Annotated in this window: 18 protein-coding genes and 4 pseudogenes; 10 read left to right on the top strand and 12 right to left on the bottom strand. The window is 67.1% G+C overall.

The annotated features are described in order from the left end of the window. Positions 1-9: 9 nt before the first annotated feature. The 3 genes from ACZ63F_RS02980 (at position 10) to ACZ63F_RS02970 (ending at position 4,547) form a co-directional block, all read left to right on the top strand. Complete coding sequence (locus tag ACZ63F_RS02980) at positions 10-1,740, top strand: RICIN domain-containing protein (protein WP_469708106.1); 1,731 nt, start codon at positions 10-12, stop codon at positions 1,738-1,740. Between the two features lie 210 nt (positions 1,741-1,950). Next, positions 1,951-2,916 (top strand): pirin family protein, encoded by a 966-nt coding sequence (locus ACZ63F_RS02975; protein WP_469708104.1) that lies wholly within the window; start codon positions 1,951-1,953, stop codon positions 2,914-2,916. A 1,205-nt stretch (positions 2,917-4,121) separates the two neighbouring features. Beyond that, a complete protein-coding gene (locus tag ACZ63F_RS02970; RefSeq protein WP_469708102.1) occupies positions 4,122-4,547 on the top strand; it encodes a hypothetical protein in 426 nt (141 codons plus the stop codon). A gap of 381 nt (positions 4,548-4,928) precedes the next feature. On the opposite strand, the gene ACZ63F_RS02965 is transcribed toward ACZ63F_RS02970, so the two are convergent. The 3 genes and pseudogenes from ACZ63F_RS02965 to ACZ63F_RS02955 form a co-directional block, all read right to left on the bottom strand. Beyond that, complete coding sequence (locus ACZ63F_RS02965; RefSeq protein WP_469708100.1) at positions 4,929-6,029, bottom strand: PP2C family protein-serine/threonine phosphatase; 1,101 nt, start codon at positions 6,027-6,029, stop codon at positions 4,929-4,931. 182 nt (positions 6,030-6,211) lie between these two features. Continuing rightward, a pseudogene (locus ACZ63F_RS02960) lies at positions 6,212-6,328 on the bottom strand (IS5/IS1182 family transposase); the annotation flags it as partial. Between the two features lie 87 nt (positions 6,329-6,415). Next, positions 6,416-6,484: pseudogene (locus tag ACZ63F_RS02955) on the bottom strand (DUF6233 domain-containing protein); the annotation flags it as partial. Positions 6,485-6,815: 331 nt separating this feature from the next. On the opposite strand from ACZ63F_RS02955, the gene ACZ63F_RS02950 reads away from it, so the two are divergent. After that, positions 6,816-7,109 carry a hypothetical protein gene (locus ACZ63F_RS02950; protein ID WP_469708097.1) on the top strand — a complete coding sequence of 98 codons (294 nt, stop codon included), beginning with the start codon at positions 6,816-6,818 and terminating at the stop codon, positions 7,107-7,109. Here the strand turns inward: ACZ63F_RS02950 and ACZ63F_RS02945 are convergent. The 4 genes and pseudogenes from ACZ63F_RS02945 to ACZ63F_RS02930 form a co-directional block, all read right to left on the bottom strand. Beyond that, a pseudogene (locus tag ACZ63F_RS02945) lies at positions 7,089-7,343 on the bottom strand (transposase); the annotation flags it as partial. The gene ACZ63F_RS02950 and the pseudogene ACZ63F_RS02945 overlap by 21 nt on opposite strands. A 15-nt stretch (positions 7,344-7,358) precedes the next feature. After that, positions 7,359-7,595: a DUF2283 domain-containing protein gene (locus tag ACZ63F_RS02940; RefSeq protein WP_469708095.1), complete on the bottom strand. Its 237-nt coding sequence runs from the start codon at positions 7,593-7,595 to the stop codon at positions 7,359-7,361. 135 nt (positions 7,596-7,730) lie between these two features. Continuing rightward, on the bottom strand, positions 7,731-8,357 hold the full coding sequence (locus ACZ63F_RS02935; RefSeq protein WP_469708093.1) for an EamA family transporter: 627 nt from the start codon (positions 8,355-8,357) through the stop codon (positions 7,731-7,733). A gap of 213 nt (positions 8,358-8,570) precedes the next feature. Further along, on the bottom strand, positions 8,571-8,990 hold the full coding sequence (locus ACZ63F_RS02930; RefSeq protein WP_469708091.1) for a MarR family winged helix-turn-helix transcriptional regulator: 420 nt from the start codon (positions 8,988-8,990) through the stop codon (positions 8,571-8,573). 591 nt (positions 8,991-9,581) lie between these two features. On the opposite strand from ACZ63F_RS02930, the gene ACZ63F_RS02925 reads away from it, so the two are divergent. The 3 genes from ACZ63F_RS02925 to ACZ63F_RS02915 all read left to right on the top strand — a co-directional run bounded on the left by ACZ63F_RS02925 (position 9,582) and on the right by ACZ63F_RS02915 (position 17,434). After that, positions 9,582-15,671: a DNRLRE domain-containing protein gene (locus ACZ63F_RS02925; protein ID WP_469708089.1), complete on the top strand. Its 6,090-nt coding sequence runs from the start codon at positions 9,582-9,584 to the stop codon at positions 15,669-15,671. Between the two features lie 120 nt (positions 15,672-15,791). After that, entirely contained in the window at positions 15,792-16,436 is a 645-nt protein-coding gene (locus tag ACZ63F_RS02920; RefSeq protein ID WP_469708088.1) for a hypothetical protein, read from the top strand. A gap of 227 nt (positions 16,437-16,663) precedes the next feature. Next, positions 16,664-17,434, top strand: coding sequence for a transposase (locus ACZ63F_RS02915; protein WP_469708087.1), 771 nt, complete (start codon positions 16,664-16,666; stop codon positions 17,432-17,434). A 21-nt stretch (positions 17,435-17,455) separates the two neighbouring features. Here ACZ63F_RS02915 and ACZ63F_RS02910 read toward each other — a convergent pair whose 3' ends face one another. Next, a complete protein-coding gene (locus ACZ63F_RS02910) occupies positions 17,456-17,872 on the bottom strand; it encodes a nuclear transport factor 2 family protein (RefSeq protein ID WP_469708085.1) in 417 nt (138 codons plus the stop codon). A gap of 306 nt (positions 17,873-18,178) precedes the next feature. On the opposite strand from ACZ63F_RS02910, the pseudogene ACZ63F_RS02905 reads away from it, so the two are divergent. Then, positions 18,179-18,957: pseudogene (locus ACZ63F_RS02905) on the top strand (IS5 family transposase); the annotation flags it as partial. Positions 18,958-18,988: 31 nt separating this feature from the next. Here ACZ63F_RS02905 and ACZ63F_RS02900 read toward each other — a convergent pair. The 3 genes from ACZ63F_RS02900 to ACZ63F_RS02890 form a co-directional block, all read right to left on the bottom strand. Continuing rightward, positions 18,989-19,390 (bottom strand): hypothetical protein, encoded by a 402-nt coding sequence (locus tag ACZ63F_RS02900; protein WP_469708083.1) that lies wholly within the window; start codon positions 19,388-19,390, stop codon positions 18,989-18,991. 971 nt (positions 19,391-20,361) lie between these two features. Continuing rightward, positions 20,362-20,919 (bottom strand): hypothetical protein, encoded by a 558-nt coding sequence (locus ACZ63F_RS02895; protein ID WP_469708081.1) that lies wholly within the window; start codon positions 20,917-20,919, stop codon positions 20,362-20,364. A gap of 247 nt (positions 20,920-21,166) precedes the next feature. After that, complete coding sequence (locus tag ACZ63F_RS02890; protein WP_469708079.1) at positions 21,167-22,444, bottom strand: MFS transporter; 1,278 nt, start codon at positions 22,442-22,444, stop codon at positions 21,167-21,169. A 76-nt stretch (positions 22,445-22,520) separates the two neighbouring features. Here ACZ63F_RS02890 and ACZ63F_RS02885 point away from each other — a divergent pair, with 76 nt between their 5' ends. Continuing rightward, entirely contained in the window at positions 22,521-23,405 is an 885-nt protein-coding gene (locus ACZ63F_RS02885; protein ID WP_469708077.1) for a LysR family transcriptional regulator, read from the top strand. Between the two features lie 648 nt (positions 23,406-24,053). On the opposite strand, the gene ACZ63F_RS02880 is transcribed toward ACZ63F_RS02885, so the two are convergent. Beyond that, positions 24,054-24,752 carry a helix-turn-helix domain-containing protein gene (locus ACZ63F_RS02880; protein WP_469708076.1) on the bottom strand — a complete coding sequence of 233 codons (699 nt, stop codon included), beginning with the start codon at positions 24,750-24,752 and terminating at the stop codon, positions 24,054-24,056. A 205-nt stretch (positions 24,753-24,957) separates the two neighbouring features. Here ACZ63F_RS02880 and ACZ63F_RS02875 point away from each other — a divergent pair, with 205 nt between their 5' ends. Further along, entirely contained in the window at positions 24,958-25,341 is a 384-nt protein-coding gene (locus ACZ63F_RS02875; protein ID WP_469708074.1) for a hypothetical protein, read from the top strand. Positions 25,342-25,524 lie beyond the last annotated feature (183 nt).

Genomic DNA, 25,524 nt, shown 5'->3' with positions numbered 1-25,524 from the left:
ACGCATGCCATGAGCCGCCCACCCCGCAGCGCCACTCTCGCCGCCGTGATCCTCACGGCCGCCCTCGGCACCGCCGCCCCCGCCCACGCGGCGCCCACCTCCGCCACCACCCTCGTGGTGAACGCCGACCGGACACTGCGCTCGGTCACCCACGTGGCCTCGGGCAGCCTCTACGGTCTCGACACGGCGAACGTGCCGGCCGACAGCCTGGTCGAGCCGCTGAAGCCGAACACCTTCGTGCAGATGGCGCCCGGCGGCAGCCAGCTGCCCAACGGTGAGCCCAGCCCCGGCGGTGACGCCCTCACCGTCGCTCCCGAGGCGGCGAAGGCCGGCGCGAAGGTCGTCGTACGGATGCCGGACTGGTACCCGAACTTCCCCTACAAGTGGGTGAGTTGGAGCGACTGGCTGTCGGCCGTGGACAAGCAGGTCGCGTCCGTGCGGTCGTCCGGCGCCACGAACATCAGCGCCTACGAACTGTGGAACGAGCCCGACGGCACCTGGAACACCTCGGCGGCGGGCGCCTTCGACGACGGCTGGTCACGGACGTACAAGGAGGTCCGCGCGAAGGACGCCGGCACCCCCGTCCAGGGCCCCAGCTTCGCGACGTACACCGACAGCAAGATGAAGACGTTCCTCCAGGACGCCATCGCGAACAACGCCGTGCCCGACATCATCAGCTGGCACGAGCTGCAGAGCAGCGCGAACATCGCCGCGCACGTAGCCGACTACCGGGCCCTGGAGTCGAGCCTCGGCCTCAGCGCCCGCCCGATCGCCATCGAGGAGTACGGCACCACGAGCGAGGTCGGCGTCCCCGGGCCGCTCGCGAGCTATGTCGCCAAATTCGAACGGGCCGGCGTGCACGACGCCGAGCTGGCCTTCTGGAACCACTACGGCACCCTCGGCGACACCCTCACCGACACCGGCGGAGCACCCAACGGCGCCTACTGGCTGTACAAGTGGTACGGCGACATGTCGGGGAACATGCTGGTCACGACGCCTCCGGCGCAGACCGGCATCGACGGCTTCGCCGCCCGCAACGGCGCGGGCAACCAGATCAGTGTGGTCACCGGCGGCTGCACCGGCTCGTGTGCCGTCACCGTCAACGGGCTGTCCGCGCTCTCCGCCTTCGGCAGCACCGTGCACGTCAAGCTGGAGTACACCCCGTCCAAGGGCCGCACGACCGCGGTCTCCGGTCCGGTGACGATCTCGGACTCCGACTACACGGTCAGCGGCGGCTCGATCACCGTGCCGGTCACGATGAACGCCTCCGACGGCTACCACCTGACCATCACCCCGACCGGCAGCGCCACCTCGCTGACCGGCCGCTACCAGATCACCAACAGGAACAGCGGCCTCGCCCTGGACACCAGCGGCGCGGGCACCGCCCAGGGCACCCTCGTCGTCCAGGCCGCCGCCACCACGGGCACCGACCAGAACTGGACCCTCAGCGCCGCGGGCAACGGCCTCTACAAGATCCGGCAGCAGGCGAGCGGCCTGCTCCTCGGCATCACCGACGCGGGCACGAGCGACGGCGGCACCGCCCTGATCTGGGGCGACAACGGCACCGCCGACCACCTCTGGCAGTTGATCCCGTCCGGCGACGGCTACTACAAGATCGCCGACTACAACAGCGGGCTGCTGCTCGGGGTGACCGGCATGAGCACCTCGTCCGGCGCCCAGGTCCTCCAGTGGGACGACAACGGCACCGCCGACCACCTGTGGAAACTGACCGCCCGCTGACGTGCGCCACGGCGAACCCGACACCCGTGCGGAGCGGCGGCCGGCATGCGCCGCCCCGCACGGCCCGCTGCGTGACGAACCGGTGGGCGGTCGTCGTGACGGGGGTCGCTCACACGCGGACAGGGCCCTCCTCGACAACGTGAGGGACGGATTCCGTACGACCGGCCGACCGCTCGGCACGGGGGACCTTCGGCCGCTAAGTTGTCCGACATGAGCAACCTTGACCGCGCGCCCGTTCCGAGCGTGTGCGGCGGCCGCGGATTCGTCGTCGCCGAACCCGTCCGCGAGCTGCTGAGCCCCCGCCACGTGCAACTCGGCGAGTCGACCGAGGTGCGCCGGCTGCTGCCGAACCTCGGCCGCCGCATGATCGGCGCCTGGGCGTTCGTCGACCACTACGGCCCCGACGACATCGCCGACGAGCCCGGGATGCAGGTCCCGCCGCACCCGCACATCGGGCTGCAGACGGTCAGCTGGCTGCACCAGGGCGAGGTCCTGCACCGCGACTCGACCGGCAGCCTGCAGACGATCCGCCCCCGCGAGCTGGGGCTGATGACCTCGGGCCGGGCGATCAGCCATTCCGAGGAGAGCCCCAGGCCGCACACCCGGTACCTGCACGGCGCCCAGCTGTGGGTGGCCCTCCCGGACTCGCACCGCCACACGGACCCGCGGTTCGAGCACCACCCCGACCTGCCGACGGTCACGGCCCCCGGCCTGACCGCCACGGTCATCCTCGGCTCCCTCGACGGCGCGACGTCCCCCGGTACGACGTTCACCCCCATCGTCGGCGCGGACCTGACCCTCGCCCAGGGCGCCGACCTGCGCCTGCCGCTGCAGCCCGACTTCGAGTACGGCGTCCTCGCCATGTCCGGCGAGGTACACGTGGACGGCGTGCCGGTACTCCCGGGCTCCATGCTCTACCTGGGCTGCGGCCGCACCGAACTCCCCCTGCGCGCCGAGTCGGACGCGGCGATCATGCTCCTGGGCGGCGAGCCGTTCGAGGAGGAGCTGATCATGTGGTGGAACTTCGTCGGACGCACCCAGGACGATATCAAACAGGCCCGCGAGGACTGGATGAACGGGACGAGATTTGGGGAAGTAAAAGGTTACGACGGAGCGCCTCTACCCGCCCCCGAACTCCCGCCGGTACCACTGAAACCACGGGGAAGAGTGCGCTGAGCTGGGAATTCGCGACCCTGCAAACGCGCCACCGGGCGAGGTGAAAGACACCTCGCCCGGTTCATCAAGATAGCGAGAGCAAAACCACGTAACACCGCCCGTTCCACCGCCCCTCGAAGTGCAGGCTTCGCCAGCCGTAGTCAGCTTTGATCGGACTGATGCTGACTCAATGCTGACTTTACTGACAGGCAGTCAGGTTCTCCGGGAAGGCTCCACCTTCGCTTCACGCGCCACGCTGACCTCGGCGGTCTCGGCCTCGCACCGCAAGTCACCTACCAACCGCTCCTCCTGGCGCGAGCGAAAATCCCCACCCTCCTGGGAACCATGCTGACCGCAGACCCAGTTATCGGGTCTCCACAAACGCAACACTCCGACGGTCCCCGCTCGTGACACCAGGCAACCTGCGCAATGGACCTGCCGGCCGGGCTGGGGTCATCGCTGCGGGTCCGGGAGCAGGAGCAGCAGGCAGCCAGACCCCCGGCCGGATCGGGAACATCCCCCGCTGGTGCGGCGAGCACCGCTTACCCCTTCGCCGAGAACGCCTTCTCCAGGGACCATGCCCCGGGCAAGCGGAGCAGATGGCCAGCCTTCCGGCACTCCACTGGGATCATCCCCGCAGGCGCGGGGAGCAGAACGCGACCCAGCTGACGAACTGGACGGCGGCGGGATCATCCCCGCAAGCGCGCAGGCTTATCTAGATCTGGACCTACCTTCGCAGGTCGGATGGGCAGGACTGGCTAAGGGACGTAAGGTCAGTCTCGTCAACGCAGGTCGTCAACCGAACATCGGCCGCGGGAGGCTAGGGTCCGTCTTCAAACTGATCTTGCCCCTGCGCGTCCGTGTACAGGGCTCCCAGACCGTGCCCCCTCGCCGTCCCTGGTGATGGCGAGTGACCGGCGAGGGCCACGGGCAACGGATGTACGCGTGGTCGTGAAGGGCGGTCGCCTACGCCGCGAAGGGCTCCATGAGGCTTCAGCCGAACGATCGTCCGTGGGCTATAGGTGAGGCCCGGAGACACTGTCTCCTGCACAACCACGCTGGCGGTAACGCAGGCAGGAGGCTGGGCCTTCCTATCTGAGACGTGCTGCGACAGTTGGGCCGTTCAGTGCTGCGCGGCGTCGGCGATCAGTTCGGTCACGGCGTTTGGCTTGGCGATCATGGACAGGTGCGGGGCATGGATATTGAAGGTGTGTGCGTGTGCACGCATGTCGTCGCCCGAGCAGGACGAACAGCAGCGAGCCAAAGAGACTCGCCTATGGGAACAGCCCATCTACGAAGGCGGAATGGTGTTCCAGGTCGGGAACGTCTTCCTTCTGGCCGAGTCCCTTCTGATCGTCGCGTACTCGGCTCTGCTCGCCTCAGGTGACAGCAACCGCGCCGGTGAGCATCTCTTCGTACTGCGCACACTCGCCGCATTTGGCCTCGTCACCTCAGTGGCTTGGTCCTACATGGCTCATCGGCAATTGCGATTCGCCCGGCGACTGGAACGCCACGCCCTCTCCCGACTCCCTGACTACGCGGAAATGGTCTCCTACGCCAGTTCTCCAGGCATGGAGTCCAAGCTCCTGCTCGCGTACCTGATGCCGGCCGTAGCCGGGATCATGTGGATTCTGTTCCTCGTGGTTGTGTGAGACGACCACCCGCTGGCGCACCGCTGTAGAGAAGCCGCGCCGGGCGGGCCGGGTCTCCGTCCCGTCTCGCCCGGCGGTCCGTCACCCGAAAGTGCGTAACAGCCCTCGAAGGCAGTGGCCTTCCACGCGAGCGCCAGCTGGTGCGGGCGATGGGACGAGGGGTCGCCCGGGCGGAGCGGCCGCCCGGCGGACACCGCCGGGGTGCGGCTCGACCGAAGTGGCCCTCGAGCCGGTCACCGTCGGGACCGCGTCAAGAGTGCAGGACCGGTTCGACGGCGGCTTGGTCAGGCGGTCCAGCGCCGTCGGCATGCTCCTCACAGCCGGCGTTGCGTCAACGCATCTGCTGGGGCTCGCGTGCAACGGGCGTCCAACTCCCTGCTGCTAGCGGCGCATAGGGGGCCGAGCAGTCTGTCCACCAACCGATGGCCCGTTCGTGTGGTGTATTCCAACGGGATGACGTTCGATTGCGATCAAGGCGGCGTCGTCGCCGAGTTGTCCGCCGACGTGGTTGAGAAGGTCGTTGCGGAGGCGGTCGAGGAGCGCCGCGGGATGGCGGTAGTTGTGTGGGATGGGCCGTTCGGCGAGCGGGTAAAAGGCGCCGTCGGCATTGCGGGCTTCCAGGGCGCCGTCGGTGTAGAGGAGGAGCATGTCTGTGGCATGCAGGCTGAAGGTGTCGAGGTGGTAGGTGCTTTGCGTCAATGCGCCCAGGCCCAGCGGGGGCGCGGGGTGGCCGGCTTCCAGGGGCACGACGTCGTTCGCGCGCAGGAGCAGCGGTGGGGGGTGTCCGCAGGTGACGCTTCGCACGAGGGGCCTGTCGTCGGGGATTTCGAGGATGGTGGCGGTGACGAACGCCTCTTCGACCTCGTCGCGTTCCACGTCTTCGAGCGCGTTGCTGCGGACGCTTGAATCCAGGTAGTCGGCGAGTTCGGGCAGGGTGGCCAGCCGACGGGCGGCGTCGCGGAACGTGCCGATGAGGTGGGCAGCGCCGCTGACCGCAGGCAGACCCTTGCCGCGAACGTCGCCGATGATCAACCGAGTCCCAGTGGACGTGCGCACGGCGGCGTACAGATCTCCGCCGATGCGTGCTTCCTCCTCGGCCGCCAGGTACACCGAGGCCAGACGAAGCGGTCCGAGCCGGCTGGGGAGGGCAGGCAGTATGGCGCGTTGCGCGGTCTCGGCGACGGCGCGCACCTGGATCAGCTCTCGCTGTCTGCGTTCCGCCAGGTATCGGCCGATCGTGACGACCACCGAGGTCGCAAGCAGAGCAACCACCTGTGGCGGGTTCACCGAACCGCGGACCATGCAGATGGCCATCAGGGCCCCCACGGCCATGACCGTGACCAGTGCGGTCACACGAGAGTCCGCATACCAGGAAGCTATCGCAGGCACCATGATCAGCAGGTCGCCCAGATGAACCGAGTGAGGCACCTGAACATCAATCAGCGTGATCGTCAGAATAAGCAGCACGGCGACTGTCAGCACGGATCGTGATTGCGACAAGTCACCCGAGAGAGGGAGCGACGCAAAAGGCTTCACTCCTCGCCGCACCGTGGGTAGCTCCTGCCTGCGGCGTGAAGCCCCGTGCGCAGGTTCGGAGAGCGTGAGCACCATGTATCACTCCGTGACAATAGTCCGTTTTGTCGATTTTGATGAGATTATCACTCTATACGCAGGGATCCGCGCCAGTGCAAGAGCGTGAAGGCGGACTCGACGCCCCACCGATGGACGCCCAGGCCGGAGCCGTGTTCGGTCCCGCGGCGGGCGATGACCGGGCGGATGCCCAGATCGAGTCCTAAGCCATCGGCGATGTGCAGTGAGGTGTCCGGGCGGCAGATCGGGCAGGCCGGCACCCCGTCGGCGGTCAGGAGGCGGCGGGCGGCGGCCTGCCCGACCGGCTGTCTCCGGCGGCCGGTCATCCCGCAGTCGCCGGCGTGCACCGCTAGGGGGTGTCCCGTCCCACGGTTGAGTTCGAGGATCCAGTCCGGCGCCGGCGGGCGGCGGGCCCGGCCGCGCTCCTCTTCGGCCTGCCGCTGCCGCAGGTCGGCGGCCTTGCGGTCGATGCGCTCCAGCCACGGGCATGCCGGATCCGCAGCGTCTGGAGCCGGTCCAGGTCGTCCGGAAGGTGCCGTGAGTTATCGAACACATTTTTCATTCTAGGCGCGTGACCATGCCGTCGCTCTCGTACGTTCGATTTTCTGTTCGATAGCGATGCGGGGGGGTGAGCGCCGGATGAATGCGGAGTCGACGGGGCGTCGGCCGGGTGTGGTGATGCATGTGCGCTGCCCGGACCGGCAGCCGGAGGGGACCTACCGGCAGGTCCTGGAGCAGCTGCACGAGCTGTCGGCGGTGGTGGAGGCCCTGCCGCCCACGGCGGCGCTGGTCGACCTGCGCGGCGCGCTGCGCTACCACCGGGCGGCCGCCTCGCACCTGGGGGAGATCCTGCGGTTGCGGACGGTCTCCCGTTACGGCGTCGACGTCCGGGTCGGCATCGGCCCGACCGTCACCGTCGCCGCGACCGCCTCCGCACAGGTGGAGCGTCCGCCTCGGCTGGGGATGCTGTAGCAGCCGCTCCCTGGTACCGTCCGCCGACCAGCGGCGATGCCTCTCATGCACCGTCTTCCACGGCCCGTACCGATCCGGCAGATCCCGCCACTGCACACCGGTCCGAATGCGGTACAACACCCCGTTGACCACTTGTCGATGGTCTCGCCACCTGCCGCAACGACGATTGCTCACGGGCAGAAGCGGCTTGAGCCGCTCCCACTGGGCATCCGTCAGATCGCCCCTACTCCCCAGAGCCGTGTCAACGACTCACGTGCTCGGTGGATTCGGCTCACGGTCGATCCTCTCGGCAGCGCCCAGCAGATCGGGGTGCAGCCGGCGTCCGGCGCTGAACAGTTCGATGCCCAGCAGCCGTCCGTCCGAGTCGTAGTCGAGTATCGCCGTGTTGTCCTCGACGGGTACCTGCCGCACGGCCTGTCCCGGGCCAATCTTGTCGACGAGGTAGACGTACGCCATATCCGCTGAGGCGTCGTATTCGACCCGCATCGCTGGCCCTCCCCATCGTTCGCCGACCTGGGGCGTCAGGGCCGGCGTCTACCGCAAGCCTACTGACGCCGAAGATCGCCAGGACAGTGCCTAGCGGCGCCCACCGGCCCCCGGCGGTAGAAGGGGCCATCGGGCTCATCGCAGCGCGATGAGCCCGATGGCGAGCCCCGCACAGGCCAGACCAGCGGCCTGACGGCGATTGAGACGCTCGTTCAGGAGCACGAGGGCGAGGAGGACGGGGATGGCGGGGTAGAGAGCCGAGAGCACGGTGGCGATGGCCATGAGCTGTTGCCTGGTGGCCTCCAGGTACAGCACGATCGCCAGTGTGCCGAGGGCACCGGCCGCAACCGTGGCCGCCCATGACCGTCCCGTCAGCCTCCAGCCGGCGCCGTAAGATCCCACGACTACTGCGATGACGGCGACGGAGACCACTCGGCTCAGCACCACCGGCCACAAGCCGCTGTCCTTGCCCACCTGTGCCATGGCCAGGAACTGAACACCAAACCCCACGCTGGCTGCCAGGGCACTGGGCACCCCGGCGGACACCGTCCTTCGCTGCCTGTCGCCCGGGGCCGGCGAACTCTGCGAGACCAGCCACAGCGCCGGCAGGACAGCGGCGATGCCCACCCATGCGGGGAGTGCCGGGCGTTCCCCGAGGAAACACACCCCGACAAGGACCGGCAGAGCCACAGCCCCGACGTCGCTGACCGGGACGACCACGCTCATCGCCCCTTGGGACATCGCCCGGTACAGGAAGGCCACTCCCACTCCTGTCCCCACCCCAGACAGGGCCCCCACCCGTAGTCTGCGAGCGTGGCGGCCCCGTCGTTCAGGAACAGGGCCAGAAGTAACCCCAAGGCAGTGCCGCCTAATTGGGCGTGCAGTGCCACGGTCAGCCCATTGTGTCTGCGTGAGACCAAGCCGTTGACGAAGTGCGTGATGCCGAAGCACAGAGCGGACAGCAGAGCGAGCAGCTCACCCAAGGTCAGGCTCGTCGCTCACTCGGTGGTTCCGGTCCGCCTGACCCACTGGGCAGATCGCACCGTCCCTGACGCAGACACCCCGGTCGCACAGCCGACATATGCGCTCGGCGTCACCGGGCCGCCGGTACAGGCCCGTCAGAAGCTTGTTCAGCAACTGGCCGAGCTGCTCCTGCTCGCGATCGTCGAGGTGGCACAGGACCTGTCGCAGCATGTCGCCCCGAGAGCTGAGGAGCCCATGTGCCGCCTGCGTGCCCAGATCGGTGAGCTGGAGGCGGACCCACCCTCTCAAACTGTCCTCTTTGTGTACCAGTCCCTGTTTCTCCAGGCCGTCGACCATGCGGGCCGCCGCGGACTGGCTCAGTCCCACCCGCCGCCCCAGCTCCGTCACACTCAAGCCGGAATCCGTGGACAACGGCGATTTACCCCTCAGGGTGTACCAGGTGCCCCTTGCAAGTATTTTGTTGCTTTCGTGCTTATTGATTCACTCATTCCTTTATTTTTTAGGAAAGCCTTAAGAGGGTTCACTGAACCTGCCCGCCGCCCCGTCCGTCGATCATGTGCAGTATAAAACGCGCAAAAAGCCCAATTAGCCACCGATGAGGCTGCGGTATTGGAGTGCAATTTTTAGCGTTCGTTGATCACTTCCAGGGTTTAAGTTGACTAACCCCAGTGACTCCGTAGGCATGCCGTGGACCTTCCGTGAAGATCAGTTCGTTTCTGTTGGCTCCGCAATGCGGAGTGTCAGGGGAGGGACCTGATCGTGCATCGCAGACCTGTGACCCGTCACAGACCAAGAAGGGGCCGCGTGCACCAAGCGCGTCGGCTGCGGCAGATAGCCATCGGCGTCGTGATGCTCATGGCAGCTGAGACGGCCCTGGTAGTCGAGGGGGGCGGGCTTGCGTTCGCCGACAACACGACGAGTGCGTCATCCGTTTCCGCATCATCTGACACGAGTAATGTGTCGGGTCCTGCGGAGGCACAGGACGAGGCTTCGGCAGTGCTGATGGCCCGTCTGCAGGACCGGAAGATCGAGGTGCTGTCGGCCCGGACGACGGACTCAACGACGTACGCGCTGCCCAGTGGGGAGCTGGAGACCGAGGCGTACGCGGGTCCGGTCCGGGTGAAGCAGGACGGCGCCTGGAAGGCTATCGACACCTCACTGTCCGACACCGGTGCGGACTTGACGCCCGAAGCCGCAGCCGCGGACATCGCGGTCTCGGACGGCGGTGACACAGATCTGGCCTCAGTGACGAAGGGTAACGATTCCTTCGGGCTAGGCTGGCAGGACAAGCTTCCCACTCCCGAGGTGAAAGACAGCACCGCCTCCTACGACCTGGGCAGCGGCCAGACCCTGTCCATCACCGCGCTGGCGCAGGGGTTCTCGGAGAACATCCAGCTCACCCAGCAGCCGGACGGCGACGCGGTGTCGTACCGGATTCCGCTGAATCTGGACGGATTGAAGCTGTCCCAGGCCGACTCCGGGCACCTGCTGCTGAAGAACAGCGCCGGCGACCTGGTGGCCGAGGCCCCGGCTCCGATGATGTGGGACGCCAGCAAGGACCCGGTCTCGGGTGAGTCCGCGCACCAGGAGCAGGTCTCCACGAAGATCGAGACCGCGGACGACGGCTCGCAGACGCTCGTCCTGACGCCGGACACGGATTTCCTGGCCACCGCGACCTACCCGGTGACGGTCGACCCGACCTCCACCCTCGCGGTGACCACGGACACCTGGGTGCAGAACCCGGACTACCCCGACTCTCAGGTCTCCTCACAGGAGCTGAAGTCAGGCACGTACGACTCCGGCACCGACACGGCACGGTCGTATCTGAAGTTCGACGTCTCGAAGTTCACCGGCAAGCACATCACGTCGGCGACCATGTCGCTGTACAACTACTACTCGGCGACCTGCTCCACCTCCGGGGCGGCCACGGACGCGAAGCGGATCACCTCCTCGTGGTCCTCGTCGTCGATCACCTGGGGCGCACAGCCGTCGACCACGACCACGGGCATGGCCTCCAACACCGGGCACTGGGGCTACACAGGCTGCGCGGCGAACTGGTCGAACTGGAACCTGCAGTCGATCGTGCAGGCATGGGCGGACGGCTCGACCAACTACGGCCTCCAGATCCGCGCCGACAGCGAGAGCGACTCCACCACCTGGCGGCGCTTCCGGTCGGCGAACTACACCACCTCCGGCTACGCCCCGAAGCTGGTGGTGACCTACAACTCGTACCCGACGACGAGTGCGCTGGCGATCTCGCCGAGCTCAGTGAACGCCTACAACGGCAAGCGGTACGTGACGACGTACACGCCGACGCTGTCGGCGAAGGTGACGGACGCGGACGGCTCCACGGTCAAGGCGCAGTTCGAAATCACCAACGACCCGTCGTACAGCGGTGAGACCTCCTACTCCTACACCGGCACGTCCTCTTCGGTGGCCTCCGGCAGCACCGCGACGCTGACCATCCCGTCCGCGAGCCAGCTGGCCGCCTCGCATCTGCGGATGCGGGTGCGTGGCTACGACGGCACGGACTACGGCGCCTGGTCGTCCTACATCTACTTCGTGCCGAACGTCGCCAAGCCCGCCGCACCCACCATCTCCTGCGACGCGTACCCCTCTGGTGCTTGGACGGACAAGTCCAGCAGCGGTGCGACCTGCACGCTCGACACCTCATCGAGCGACGGGCAGGGCTACGAGTGGGGCCTGGACAACTCGGCCGTCCCCAACAAGGTGGTCGACACGACTGACGGCAACGGCGGAGACCCGCTGACCGTCCACATCACCCCGGCCAACGGCTGGCACACCTTCTCCGCGAAGACCATCGACTCCGGCGGCAACATCTCCACCTCCACCACCTCCTACTCGTTCGGCGTCGGCAAGGCCAGCCTGAACTCGCCGACGACCGGCGACACCACCGATGACGACGTGACGCTGGCGGCGACGCAGTCGGGGGCGTTCACGGGGCTGACCTACCAGTACGAGATCGGGTCCGCCGACCCCTACGGCTGGCAGCCGATCCCGCTGACGTACGTGACTAAGGCGTCCGACGGTACGGCGGTGTCGTCCTGGCCGCTGTCCTTCTCCGCTTCCTCCCAGCCCGTCGACCTGGACTGGGCCGCCACCAGCCAGCTGGGCGACGACGGCCTGGTACAGGTGCGGGCGCTGTTCACTGACGGCACGAACACCTACGCCACCAGTCCGGCCACTGTCACCGTCGACCGCCAGGCCGACAACGTAATCACCGAGGCCGTCGGTCCAGGGTCCGTGAACCTGCTGACTGGTGACTACGGCCTGGACGCTACGGATGCCTCCGCGTTCGGGGCGTCGGTGACCCGTACGTTCTCCTCCCGCGACCCGCTGGGCGCGTCGGAGCAGGACGGCCAGGTTGCGATCTTCGGCCCCAACTGGATCTCTGGCATCAAGGCCGACACGGCCGACTGGGGATATATCAAGCCGACATCGGCCAGCTCTGTCGCCGTGGTGGACTCCTCCGGTGCCTCGACCGGGTTCACTCTCCTGGACGCCACGGCAGGTACGTGGACCCCGGAGCCGGGCTCCGAGAGTCTGACCCTGACCGGCACGTTGTCCGGATCCTCCTTCACGCTGAAGGACACCGACGGCACCACGGCCACCTTCACCAAGCCCAACGGCAACTCGACGACCTGGCAGCTCGCCTCGTCCTACACGGTCAGCAGCGACTCGGCGACCACCACGACGGTGGTCTCGCACGCGGTCGCGGTGGCCGGCGGGGGGTACCTGGCCGAGCCGCAGTACGTCATAGCCCCCAGCAGCGCCGTCTCGGCGGCCACCTGCGCGGGTGACCCGTCCACGGTGGGATGCCGTGTCCTGGAGTTCGTCTACGCGCCCTCCACCACCGCGACCGCCTCGACCCCCGGTAACTACGCAGGCCAGGTGCAGCAGATCAACCTGTGGGCCACGGCTCCGGGCGCCTCGGCCGCCACCGCCACCCCGATCGCCGCCTACGACTACACCAGCAGCGGCCAGCTTGCCGATATCTGGGACCCGCGGCTGTCCACCCCGCTCAAGACTTCCTACACCTACGACAGCGCAGGCCGGGTCACCACTCTGACCCCGCCCGGTCAGCTGCCATGGACCTTCACCTATGACAAGGTCGGCAGCAACAGCGACGCGGGCGACGGCATGCTGCTGACCGCATCGCGCCCGACCCTGCAGGCCGGCACCACCGGCACCACCGACGGCGGTACAGCCACCACCAGCGTGGTCTACGACGTCCCGGTCTCCGGCTCAGCAGCCCCATACGACCTGTCCGCCACGGCCACCGCGAACTGGGCCCAGAGCGACAATCCCACCATAGGCACCGCCATCTTCCCGCCCACCTCCGTTCCGTCCAGCCACGACGGCACCGCCCTCGGGTCCGGTGCCTACACCAAGGCGACCATCACCTACCTGGACAAGAACGGCATGGATGTGAACACCGCGAGTCCGGGCGGCCACATCACCACCACCGAGTACGACGACCTGGGCAACACCACACGCGAGCTGACCGCAGCCAACCGCGAACTGGCCCTCGGCACCACCACCAGCTCCGACCCCCTGGTGGCCGGCGCGATCGCGAATGCCAGCTCCACCGCAGACGCCGCCAGCCTGCTGTCGACCACTACGACCTACGAAACCGTCGACGACGGGCTCGAACTGAACTCCGACGTGTACGGACCGCTGCACACAATCACCTTGCAGCACGCCCTGGCAGGCGGGGCCAGCGCCGCCGACCTCGCGGCCGGAGACGAGACCCTGGCACGAGCCCACACCGCCTACGCCTACGACGAGAACCGTCCAGACACCGCCACCGTCTCCGACCTGCTCACCTCAACCACCACCAGCGCCGCCGTTCCCCTCTACCCGTCCGACGGCGACAAGCAGACCACGGCCACCACCTACGACTGGACCACCGGCCTGCCGCTGACCACGGTCACCGATCCCTCGGGTCTGGCCATCACCACCACCTACAGCTACGACAGCGACGGCAACCAGACCAAGGAAGTCCAGCCAACATCCTCCGGTTCCGACGCCAAGACCACACTGACCAGCTACTACACCGGCACCGGTACCGGCACCTGCGCCGGCCGCCCGGAGTGGGCCGGCCTGGTGTGCACCAAGTCTCCCGCGAGCGCGATCACGGGCGGCGGCAGCAACCCGGACCAATTGCCCACCCAGACCTACACCTACGACAGCTACGGCCAGGTCAAGACCTTGACCGAGACCGCTAACAGCGCCACCCGCACCACGACCACGGACTACGACAGCGCCGAGAGGCCCCAGACAGTCACGACGACCGGTGGCGCGGGCACCACCACGCCCTCCACGACCTACGCCTACGACACCGCCACCGGCGCCGTCTCCTCCACAACCTCCAACAGCCAGACCGTCACGGCAACCTACGACAAACTCGGCCGCCAGGTGACCTACAACGACGGCACCGGCAACACCACATCCACGGCCTACGACAGTTCAGACCGCCCGGTCAGCCGCACCGACTCGGCTCCCTCCACCACCACCTACACCTACGACGCCACCACCGGCCTACCCACCACACTCACCGACTCCGTCGCCGGCACCTTCACCGCCACCAACTACGACGCTGACGGCAACCTCACCGGCGAAACCCTCCCCGGCAGCTACACCCTCACCCAGACCTACGACACCGCAGGCGACAAAACGGCCCTCGCATACGCCGACTCCAGCAAGACGCCCGTCCTCACCGACACTGCCGACTACACCGCAGGCGGCCAGCAAGCCAGCCACATCGAGAACAACGGCGTCGCAACCGTAAGCACCTACAGCTACGACACCGCCGATCGCATCACAAAGGCGAGCGACGACACCGGCAACGCCTGCACCACTCGCAGCTACGGCTTTGCCAGCAACGCAAGCTACAACCGGACCTCACTGACCACCGACGCGAGCACCACAGACTGCCCCGACGCCACCAGCGGCACGACCAGCACCACGACGGCCACCCACACCTACGACAGCGCCGACCGCATCACCGACACCGGCTACACCTACGACGCCTTCGGCCGCACCACCGCACTGCCGGGCGGTACCGCCCTCTCCTACTACACCAACGACCTCGTCCGCCAGGAAACCACCAGCGCCACCAAGCAGACCTGGACCCTCGACGCCGCTCACCGCCTCGCCGCCTCCACCCTTATGAGCAGCACCGACGGCGGAACCACCTGGACTACGACCGCCACCCGGGCCAGCCACTACGACGACGACAGTGACAGCCCCGCCTGGATTGCCGAAGACACCTCCGGGACCATCACACGCAACATCACCGGCGTCGCAACGGGTCTTGCGGCCACCACCACGGCCACCGGCGGCACAACGCTGCAATTCGCCAACCTCCACGGAGACATCGGCGCCGAACTCGTCATCAGCACCACAACAGCCACCGCCTACACCTACGACGAATTCGGCAACACCACCAACTCTCCACGCTACGGCTGGCTCGGCAGCATGCAGCGGGCATCCGACACACCCGACAGCGTCGTCCTCATGGGCGTCCGACTCTTTGACGCCGCCACCGGACGATTCCTCCAGACGGATCCGATCCCTGATGGAAGCGCCAACGCGTACGAATACGCGGGCCAAGATCCCGTGAACAACATGGATCTGGACGGCCGGCGCATCAAGGAACGCGAAGTTCGCCACTGCACGAAATACGACTGCGTAACACTGATAAGAAGGTGCGACTCCAGTCGGCACATGAAGTGCTCGCTCCAGTGGAACCTCTCCTTCCGGGACTGGTGGAGAAACGCGCGAATCACCGCCGGGTGGAAATGGGACCTCTACGACTGGGGAGTCAAACTCGGCGGAGGCAGCTACAATCACTCAGAGTGGGGCGACTACGGATTCCATGCCAACTGGTACGGAAATGACGGCTACGACCCCGACAAGCGCGGATACTTCCGTTGCTACGGAATGACATGCTGGTCCGACCCCAGCGACTCGATATTCTTCATGGCAGAGGGCACCGCCTGGTATGGCGGTAGAGAGTACGTTTTCAGCATTGGCCAGAGCTTCTCCGGAGGAGGAACCTACCACTGATCGGCTGATCGGCTGGGCCGGCCAGGGCGTGAAATCCCTGGCCGGCCCAGCGGTTTCCGAAAAAGTGGGTGACCACCCGAGCATTTCTGACGGCAAATCAAGTCTCTATAGGGAGGAAGCGTGGATGCAGAGGAATTCCAGCGCACGATGGACGACCTCGGCGGCAAAATATATGTTGCCCTTCGAGAGGGGCGGCCGGTAGCAAGTCTTGCTGTAGAACTCGCATGCTTCCTCTTTGACTGGGGTCGCGCAACTCCAGCGGTCCGTCAGTTGATCGAAACGAGGCTCGCTGATCTTTCAGGAACTCAGTTGGCAGGATTGGCGGCAGAGCTTCTGCAAGACATTAATTTCGATCCCGGTTTCGTACTCGCGCCCCATCGGATCGACAACCTTAAGATGGCACTTCAGGGGGTCCAAGCGGACCTATCCGGAGTCCGGTTCGTTGACGGACTGCACCTGAGGTTCGACGAAGAAGAATACGGAGCCAGGGCAAGGGTAGCTTTGCCTGGTCAGTCGCTTCTCAGCAGTGGAAATGGAGTCCCTGCGGCAGCCGGGGATGATCTAGCTGACTCTTTGGTTGCTGTCGCGGAAGAAGTGCAGGACGAGATTGCTGACCGATTTTGGCTCGTATGGCCGGAGTGTCCGATGCACAAGCTAGGGATTCATCCGGTCAAAGCAGAGTCATCAGCCTGGTGGCATTGTCGTGCGGATGGAGGGCACTTCGTCGCACGCATCGGGAGCATGCCGCACGCGTATACTCCCTAACCTCCCCTTTTCGCTTCGAGTGGCTGCGCTGGTGTGATCGCCTTGAAGTGGGGTTCTGGTTGTTGGCTGCCGGAGGGCATGGTCGAGGCCCGACGCGCGGTTCGGGTTCTCCAGGGTTCCTCGGGTAGTGGGTGGGCATGGACGGTGCCGGGGTTCAGTTGGCTGGCCGTGGCAGCACCGCTAAGAGTTGTCCCGTAACTGCTGGTCACGGGTGAGATGATCTTGATGTGGCTGGTGTGATCACGGCGTCAGAGCCGTCCTGGATAGCCCCGTTCGCCGGGCTGAGCCCGCGGCAGTTCGGCAAGCTGGTCACCACCCTGCGGCGCGAAGGCGCGGACTCCGCCTGCAAGGGCCGGCCCTGGAGCCTGCCGCTGCACGACCGGGTCTTGCTGGTCACCGCGTATTGGCGGACGAACCTGACGCTGCGGCAGCTCGGCCCGCTATTCGGTGTCTCCAAGTCGACTGCCGCCCGGATCATCGGTCACCTCGGGCCGTTACTCGCCCTGCGGCAGCGCCAGCGGTTCCGCAAGGAGACCGTGCTGATCGTGGACGGCACTCTGGTCCCCACCCGCGACCACACAGTCGCCGAGCAGTCGAAGAACTATCGGTACTCCACCAATCACCAGGTCGTCATCGACGCCGATACCCGGCTCGTCGTCGCCGTCGGCCGGCCCCTGCCCGGCAACCGGAACGACTGCAAGGCATGGGAACTGTCCGGTGCCAAGGCCACTGTAGGGAAGGCCGTTGTCATCGCCGACGGTGGATACGAGGGCACGGGCCTGGTCATCCCGCACCGCCGCGAGCCCGGCCAGGACGAACTGTCCGCTTGGAAGGAGGAGCACAACGCCTCCCACCGCAAAGTCCGGGCCCGTGTCGAGCACGTCTTCGCCCGCATGAAGACCTGGAAGATCCTGCGCGACTGCCGCTTGAAGGGCGACGGTGTCCACCACGCCATGCTCGGCATCGCCCGCCTGCACAATGCCGTCCTCACCAGCTAGGACCAGGTGAGACGTGCTTGGTTAGCCGGGCTTTGTGCTCCCGCTCAAGGGAGTTCGGCGTGGCGACACCTTGCGATGACTGATCCGCCAGCCGTCAGCGGTGCGCACGACGGTGTCGGCGTAGGAGACGGAACCGCAGGAGCCGTCTGCCTTGATGCCCAGCCCCTTCGACCGGACCTGCACCTGACCGTCTGCCGACGCGATTACGACGACGTTGGTGACGTGATGCGCGACGGGGTTGGCGGCTCCCAGCGCCCAGGCCGCTTCTCGGATGGCCGCCACCCCGAACAGCGGTGCCTGGCCGAAGTCGGTGAGGTCGTAGACCACATCGGAGGTGAACAACTCCTCCAACCGGTCAAGGCTTCCGTCGTCAACGACGTGACCGTGCAACGAGACAAGCTCGGTGATGGCCAAGCGATCTTCAAGAGCGAGCGACACACGCATCCTCTCCGGCCCGGCTTGGAGAGCGCCAGGCCGAACATCGATCCGTCGATAGCACGGCACCACACCGCTCAACACGTTCGGGCGCGTCTGGCAGGAACAGGGCCGTGCACGTCGTGATCGTCCCTTACCGACGGTCAGCCTGCCACCCGACTTCTCCACCTGCGCCCTGTCACCGTCAGTCGAAGAACGGTTTCGGGACAGCCCTTAGAGCTTGTAACACGATCTTGTTGAGGTGTCCTGGTCGGGCGTGACTGATGTGACGATTCAGCCGTTCGGGACGGTGTGAGTACTCGGCCGTGGATCGTGGATGACGACTTGTGGGCATTGATCGAGCCATTGCTGCCGCCCTGGCCTGAGCGATCACCGGGGCCGCGGCCTGTGCCGGACCGGCTGTGTCTGCAGGGCATCCTGTACGTGCTCCACAACGACATAGCCTGGCAACTGCTGCCCCTGGAGTTGGGGTTCGGCTCCGGACAGACCTGCTGGCGGCGTCTGGAGCGGTGGCAGCAGGACGGGGTCTTCGACCGGCTGCACCGCATTCTGCTCGCCGAACTGAATGCCGCGGGTGGGCTCGACTGGTCCAGGGCGTGTGTGGACGGCTCCCACATCCGTGCGAAAAGGGGGGAGCCGACACCGGTCCGTCACCGGTCGACCGCCGGAAGACGGGCAGCAAGCACCACTTGATCTGCGACGGACGCGGCACCCCGCTCAAGGTCATCACCACCGCGGCGAACGTCAACGACGTCACCCAAACCCTCGCCCTGGTCGACGGCATCCCGCCCGTGGCCGGGCGAGCCAGCCGGCCACGCCGCCGCCCCGATTCGCTGCTCGGGGACAAGGGCTACGACTCCAACCCCAACCGCGAGGAGTTACGCAAGCGCCGGATCCTGCCGGTCATCTCCCGCAAGGGCGCCCCGAACATCAAGGGCCTGGGCAAGCTCCGCTACGTCGTCGAGCAGACCTTCGCCCTGCTCCACCAGTTCAAACGCCTCGCCGTGCGATGGGAACGCCGAACCGAACTCCACGACGCCTTCGTCTCATTGGCCTGCGGCCTCATCTGCTGGAGGCGCCTGAAGAAACACCGATCACGATCGTGTCACGAGCTTGTGGCTACAACTCACACCACTCACCCAGAGGGCCGGCCACCCGCGTCTGCGTGAAGTCGTGCACCAGGTCCCACGCCCGATCGATATCCAGGACAAAGTCGCCCGTGAACGCGGCGAGATCGTCCATGATCGGGACCTCGACCTCGGCACCCGAGGGCGTGGTGCCGTCTCCTACGAGCAGAGACACCCGCCCGGTGTCACTCATCAGGTGAACGACCGCGTGATCATCTCGAAAGGCCAGGGTCAGCACCGGGAACTCCCTGTTCGGCGACCGAACCTCGACGTATCCCTGGCCACAGGAACGCAAGTCATCGAAGCGATCTGACAGATCCTTCACCTCTGTGCATCGCTCAACCGGATCGAACAGTCCCGATTCCGGCGACGTCGCCGCCCACACCACGCTCACCGAGTCCCGCTTCCCCCCACACAGGCCATCGCCCACGATCCAGGGCCACGCTCCCACGCTCCACCACGACACGACTACCCGGGCTGAGTCACAAGATCGTGTTACGAGCTCTTAGGCAGGCCCAGCAGGACACGGTGGCGCATCCGCAGATCGGTGGACTCAACGAACACCCGCTTGAGGCCTCTAGCCAGGCGTCTTTGAGCTCTTGCGCCTCATCCAGAGCGGGATCACGTACCCCAGCGGGTCCATACGCTGGGGACCGATTTGCACGCAAAGGCACGTGGGCGCAGTACCAGGCCCGCACGGCCCCCGCTCGCTCAGCATCCGTTCCGGTCCGTAGGTAGTCGACCAATGCTGCCATCACACGGCGGCGTCCGAACGCGTAGACCGCTGGCTCGACGAACCAGCGGCAGAAGCTGGGATCTGGGTCGTAAACGGCTGCCGCCATCAACGGGTCGAACAACTCCTCGGGCAGACTTGCACGTTCGAGCAGGGGCTTACGCACCACCGCGGCGAGGTGGCGGGCATGTCGGCCGTCCCGCCCCACAGCGACGACTTCGACACCCAGCAGCCGGGCCACCTCCGTCGCGCACATCAGGAATGAACACGGTTTCATGCCGCTCTGTTCGGTTTCGACCACGACAGCATTCTGGACTGGCTGCGTCTTCAGGCATAGCACCGTTGGCTGCTGCCCCTTGCACGCAAGCGCACTCGCTCGGCCCCTCCCTGGGATGGAACGATCGAGGTGTGGCTGGTGTGATTACGGCGTCGACGCCGTCCTGGATAGCCCCCTTCACCGGGCTGAGCCCGCACCGCTTCTGCGGTCCCGGGGACTGAGCGCGGGGTCTGCCCACACCTGGCTGTACAGGGGATCCTCCACCAGCTCGGTCAGGGCCGGGGTGAAGGCGCGGGCCATTTCACGCGGCGACGCAGGCGTGGAATGCGCGGCGGGCTGCGTGGTCACTGCGTGGTCACTGTGCGCTCCGTGCCTGGGCGTGGCGGGCGATGCTGGCGGCGAACAGCGGGGTTTCCCGCCGGTTGTGGTCACCGGAGGCGGCCTGCCGTGCGGCGGCGGCCTCCTCGAAGGTGCCGCCGGTCTTCTCGAGGAAGTCCATGAACTCCTGGGTGGGGTGGCTGGTGACCTGGTTGGTGTAGGTGACGGTGCCGTCGCCGTTGTCCTTGGCCGACAGGTCCCAGATCACCTGGACCGTCGTCCAGCCGTGCGGGGTAAGCACATCGGAGGTGGACACCATGTGGCAGTGGTGCTTCTCTGCGATCTCGGCGACGTAGTGCTGGATCACCAGCCCGGTGCCGATCATCTCCACGTTGATCGACATCGGCCGGCCGTCGTCGGTCGTGGTGTAACCGGCCGCCTTGTGGTCCGGCGGAGCGCAGCGCTGGTACTCCTTGTCCGGGAGGTTAAGCAGCCACTCGGCGATGTCGATCGCCTCCCAGGGCGCGTCGAGCGGAGCGTGCTCCGTCGAGGCGGACAGCACCAGATCGGTCAGGACCTTCTTCGCATCACTCATGATGTGTTTCCTTCTGTGGGGGCCACGGCTGGTGCCGGGCCGGCTTGTGCAGGTCATGGCCGACCGGACACTGCCAGTTCGACCACCCTTGGTGATCTGCCGACTGCCTTGTGGCCGTCGACCGGAGGGGGGCGACCAGGGGTTCGCCGCCTTGTGCCGTCACCGTAGAACCGGTGGTCGAGGGGTCCATGCTCGTCAGCGCACGGCCGCTGTACCCACCGTGCACCGCGCGTCGAGCACGCGCAGTTCATGACGCGGGAGAGATGGATGGACGGTGGGCATCCCGTAGACGAGGCCCTTCACCCCCTCGCTGTGCTCTGGCTGCGAGCGCGGCTCCCAGTGCGGCCAGGGCTGCGGCGACCAGTGCGGTGACAGTCCAGCCGCCGTGTGCGAAGAGCAGTGCCCCTGCCGCGGAACCGAGCGACCCGGCCGCGAAGTACACCGTCATGTAGAGGGTGTTGAGGCGGGCGCGTGCCTCGGGATGCTGTGTGAGGGCGTGGGTCTGATTGGCGACGTTGCTGACGCGGGCACCGGAGTCCAGCAGCAGTGCCCCGACGATGAGGGCACCGACCGACAGGCCCCATACACCGGCGACGAGGAGGCCGAGAGCCATCGTCCCCGCGGCCGCCACCGCGAGACGTCGCCGCATGCGGCCGTCGAGGAAGCGGCCGATGGCCAGTACCGTGGCGGTGCCGACGACGCCCACCAGGCCCAGCAGTCCGGCACTGGTGGTCGACCAGCGGTGCGCCGGGCCGGTCACGTACAGCGTCACCGCGGTCCAGAAGACGTTGAAGCCGGCGAATCCGGCGGCCGCGGTCAGCGCCGCCCAGCGCAACCCGCGCTGACCACGCAGGAGAGGAAGAAGCGAAGCCAGCAGGGCCCGGTAGCCCAGCCCATGGCGCACAGGCGGCTCGGGCAGGCCTCGCAGCGCAAAGTGCACGATGAGCGTCATCAGCGCCGACAGCACATACACCGAACGCCAGCCGAGGAGACCGTCGAGCGCCCCGGCGATGACCCGGGCACCGACGATGCCGCCGAAGAGGCCGGCCGTGATGCGTGCCGTCGTGCGCCCCACCGCCTCGCGCGGCGCAAGCGACGCCGCGGCCGGCATCAGGATCTGTGCCAGCACGCTGGTTGCTCCCAGCAGCACTGATGCCGCCGCGAACAGCGCGTAGTCGGTGGCGGATGCGGCAAGCGCCAGAGCGATCAGCCTGCCGGCGCTCAGCCAGCGCATCAGCCGGTGCAGTCCCGTCCTTTCCAGGGCGGGCACCACCAGCAGCAGCCCGGCCGCGTAGCCGACCATGGTGATCATGGGCAGCAGTCCGGCGAGCGCGTCGGACACGCCGAAGGAGGCGGCCAGTGGCCGCAGCAGCGGCTGCAGGTAGTAGACGTTGGCGACGCTCACGCCGGCCGCGACCGACATCCACGTCACCTGCCCCTTGCTGAACCCGGGCGGGCCAAAGGTGTCCGCAAGCTTCGTCTTCGTCCCGTCGAGGCTCCTCGGCGCCTGTGTCACGTCTGCCATGCCTCTACAGTGGAGATAAACAAGGAAGAGGTCAAAGACCAGTTTTTGATGTCATTAATAAATGAGGTTGATGATCGTGGAATTGAGGACCTTGCGGGTCTTCGTGGCCGTGGCCGAGGAGCAGAGCTTCACCCGCGCCGCCGAGCGGCTGTCGGTGGCACAGCCCGCTGTCAGCCACCAGATCCGCTCCCTGGAGAAGGAACTCGGCGAAGCGCTCTTCGAACGCAGCACACGCACCGTCCGACTGACCGAAGCCGGACGAGTGCTGCTCCCCCTGGCATCCCAGACCCTCGCCGATGCCGACCGAGTGACCGCCGAATTCGCCTCCCGCGCCGCCCTGGTCACCGGCACACTCGTCCTGGGCACCGTAGACGGGGCCGAGCACACCCCCCTGCCCGCACTCCTGGGCACCTTCCACCGCCAGTACCCGGGCGTCGCCGTGCAGCTCGTCGAAGGACGCAGCGCCGGACTCATCTCGCGCGTCGAAGAAGGCGAACTGGACGCCGCCGTGGTGGCCCTGCCCCAGCAGCCCCTCGCCGAAGACCTGCGCAGCGTGGTCATGCTCGAGGACGAGATCGTGGCCGTCGTGCAGGCCGACTCTCCCCTGGCCGGCCGGGAGAACATGCCCATCGAGCTGCTGTCCGGCAAGACCCTGGTCAGTTACGACCCCGACAGCGGACTCCGGCCACGCCTGCAGACCGCGTTCGACGCCGCCGGCATCGACTTCACCACCCAGTACGCAACCAACGACGGGGGCCTGCACGCCGCCCTGGTGGAAGCCGGAGTCGGCATCTCCCTCACGGTGAGCACCGACCGGGCCGTCACCGGAAACCCCCGGATCCGTGCCGTCCCGATCAGCCCCTCCCTCACCTACCGCAAAGCACTGATCTGGCGCGGCATCCCCCAACCCACCCGGCCACTCCAAGCCCTCCTCGCCCTCGGCGGCCCCGCAGCATCCTGACGACGTGCTCCACCAACGCGGAGGCGACTCTTAACCGCTGCCGTCCTTGCTATCCGATGGAGCACTGGCCTCCTGGGGGTCAGATGCACCTGGGACGGGGATCAGCCGACCCGATCGGGGACACGGTTATCCGGCCCCCGGGGGGAACCTGCTTGTCCGTGGTGGAAGACATCCACGGCGCGCGAAGGCGTGTTCTCGACAGCGGCCTGACGGGCCTCCTCCCGCAGCCCGCGGAACCGCGGGGGGTCCGAAAGGCGCCATTGGTCACCAACTTTGTGGCCCGCACGCAGGAAGAGATCGAACGGGCTCGCCAGGAATGGGCCGATGGCACCCTGTTCGGCGAGGTGAAGGGCTACGACGGAGCGCCTCCAGCTGCCCCCGAGCTACCGCCGACACCCCTGAAGCCTCGGGGTCGAGTGCGCTGAACTGGTCCTTCACAGCCCGAGTCACGGAGCGGGCGGGGCGAGGTGGAACGTACCTGGCCCCGTGTCCCGCGCGGCAGAGCCGATCCCGTCCCACCCCGTGGAAGGGTTCGCGCCCGGCCCGCGTTCCGGTCCGGTCACCGAGGTCTTCCCCCCCTGCGGGGGGGGTGCTGCATCGTCGGACGGCCGGCTCCACCGCGTACGGATGCGTGGCGCTCTCTCCGCCTCATACCGTGATGCGACGTCCGGAGACGGTGAAGTGATCGATGCGCACCCACAGGCTGCGGGCACCCCCCGCCCACGGTGCGCTGTAGGCCCGCTCCGTGAGCCGGCGCTGCTCCTGAGGGTCCGTGACCGCACGAGCCGGTCCCGTCACCAGGACGCTCCAGCCCTGGCTGAACGCCTCGTCGATGTGGTCGATCTCGAAGGCCACCTCGCATCCGTCGGCCAGGGAGGGTGTCGCACCACGTGCGGTCCGGAAGACGATCGTGCCGTCCACCATGCTGTAGTTGACGGGCACGATCACCGGTCCGGTGGCTGTCGGCACCGCGAGTCGCCCGACCCCGTGCATTGCCAGCAGAGTGCGGCACTCAGCGGGGCGCATCCTGGTGAACTCCGGTGCGTGCCCCGCCCGTCCGGTTCCAGGTGGCAGATCGACGGTGCCGCCGGTGAGGTCGGCGACGTTCGTCTCCAGCGCCTCGGCCAACCTGCTCAGGGCACTGCTGCCCAGCGCGGCTCCCGGGTGCTCCTCCAGGTACCTCAGGTAGGTGACGGCCATCCCCGTGCGCGCCGCCACCTGTCGCCGGGTGAGGCCGAGTTTCACCCGCCGGGCGGTGAGCCTGCGGCCGAGGTCGTCCGGCGGCGCTTCCGCGGTGGTCTCCACAGGCGCATCCAACGCCGCACTCGTCCTCGTCCGTTCGGTCATGTTCGTTCACCTTCTTCTCGTCAGGCCGTCGGCACGGCGATCTCGTGCCGCTCCGCGCCGAGCGCCACCCTGGGCGCTACCGGTCTCCGCGGCCCCGGCGAAGACGTGTACGCCTCCTCCAGCTGCTCCAGCGGGAAGGTGCGGGCGATTGGAGGTCCGGTCGGCAACCGACCGCACGCAGCCGTCCGCAGCAGGGTCGGTGCGAATGGCTGTCCACCAGGCCGGTCGTGATGGCCACGATTTTGATCCACAGGTATTCGGAATGCGTGACGCCCCCATTGCCGTGCACGCCCACGTCGTCCACGTGCCGGGGGACCGCGCGGGTGCACGGCCCGCAGCTCCACGGTACGCCGACCACCTCGTTCAGCACGTCCACGAGCAGGTCGACGGCCGGCCGGCCGCTCGCGGCGAGGGTGACCGGCCGGACGCCCTCAATGGCGACAAAGGTCCCGCCGCCATCGGCCAGGCGGCCGCAGCGCAGGTCGGCGCGGGCGGTCAGGACTCCACAGCTGAGCGGGCCACGCGGATCGGCGGGAAGGTCGAGCCGGCGACGGGCCGAGCGGAGAGAAATTTCCGCAAGGGCTATTGACTTTTATCTCATTCTGTGCAGTGTGGTGAGTAGCCCACAACACCGAAAGAGCAGCGAAGTCGACGCGGACGTCCAGTCGGCGGAGCGTGCTTGGACAGGATGTGGTTCAGGCCCCCGGCAAGCCGGCGCGACACCGGAGCGACAGTGACGACTGAAGCCCCAGGACACGCGCAGCACTACCGG

It is taken from the genome of Streptomyces sp. NPDC104761, from assembly GCF_055583445.1.
This window is presented reverse-complemented; position numbering and strand designations above follow the sequence as displayed.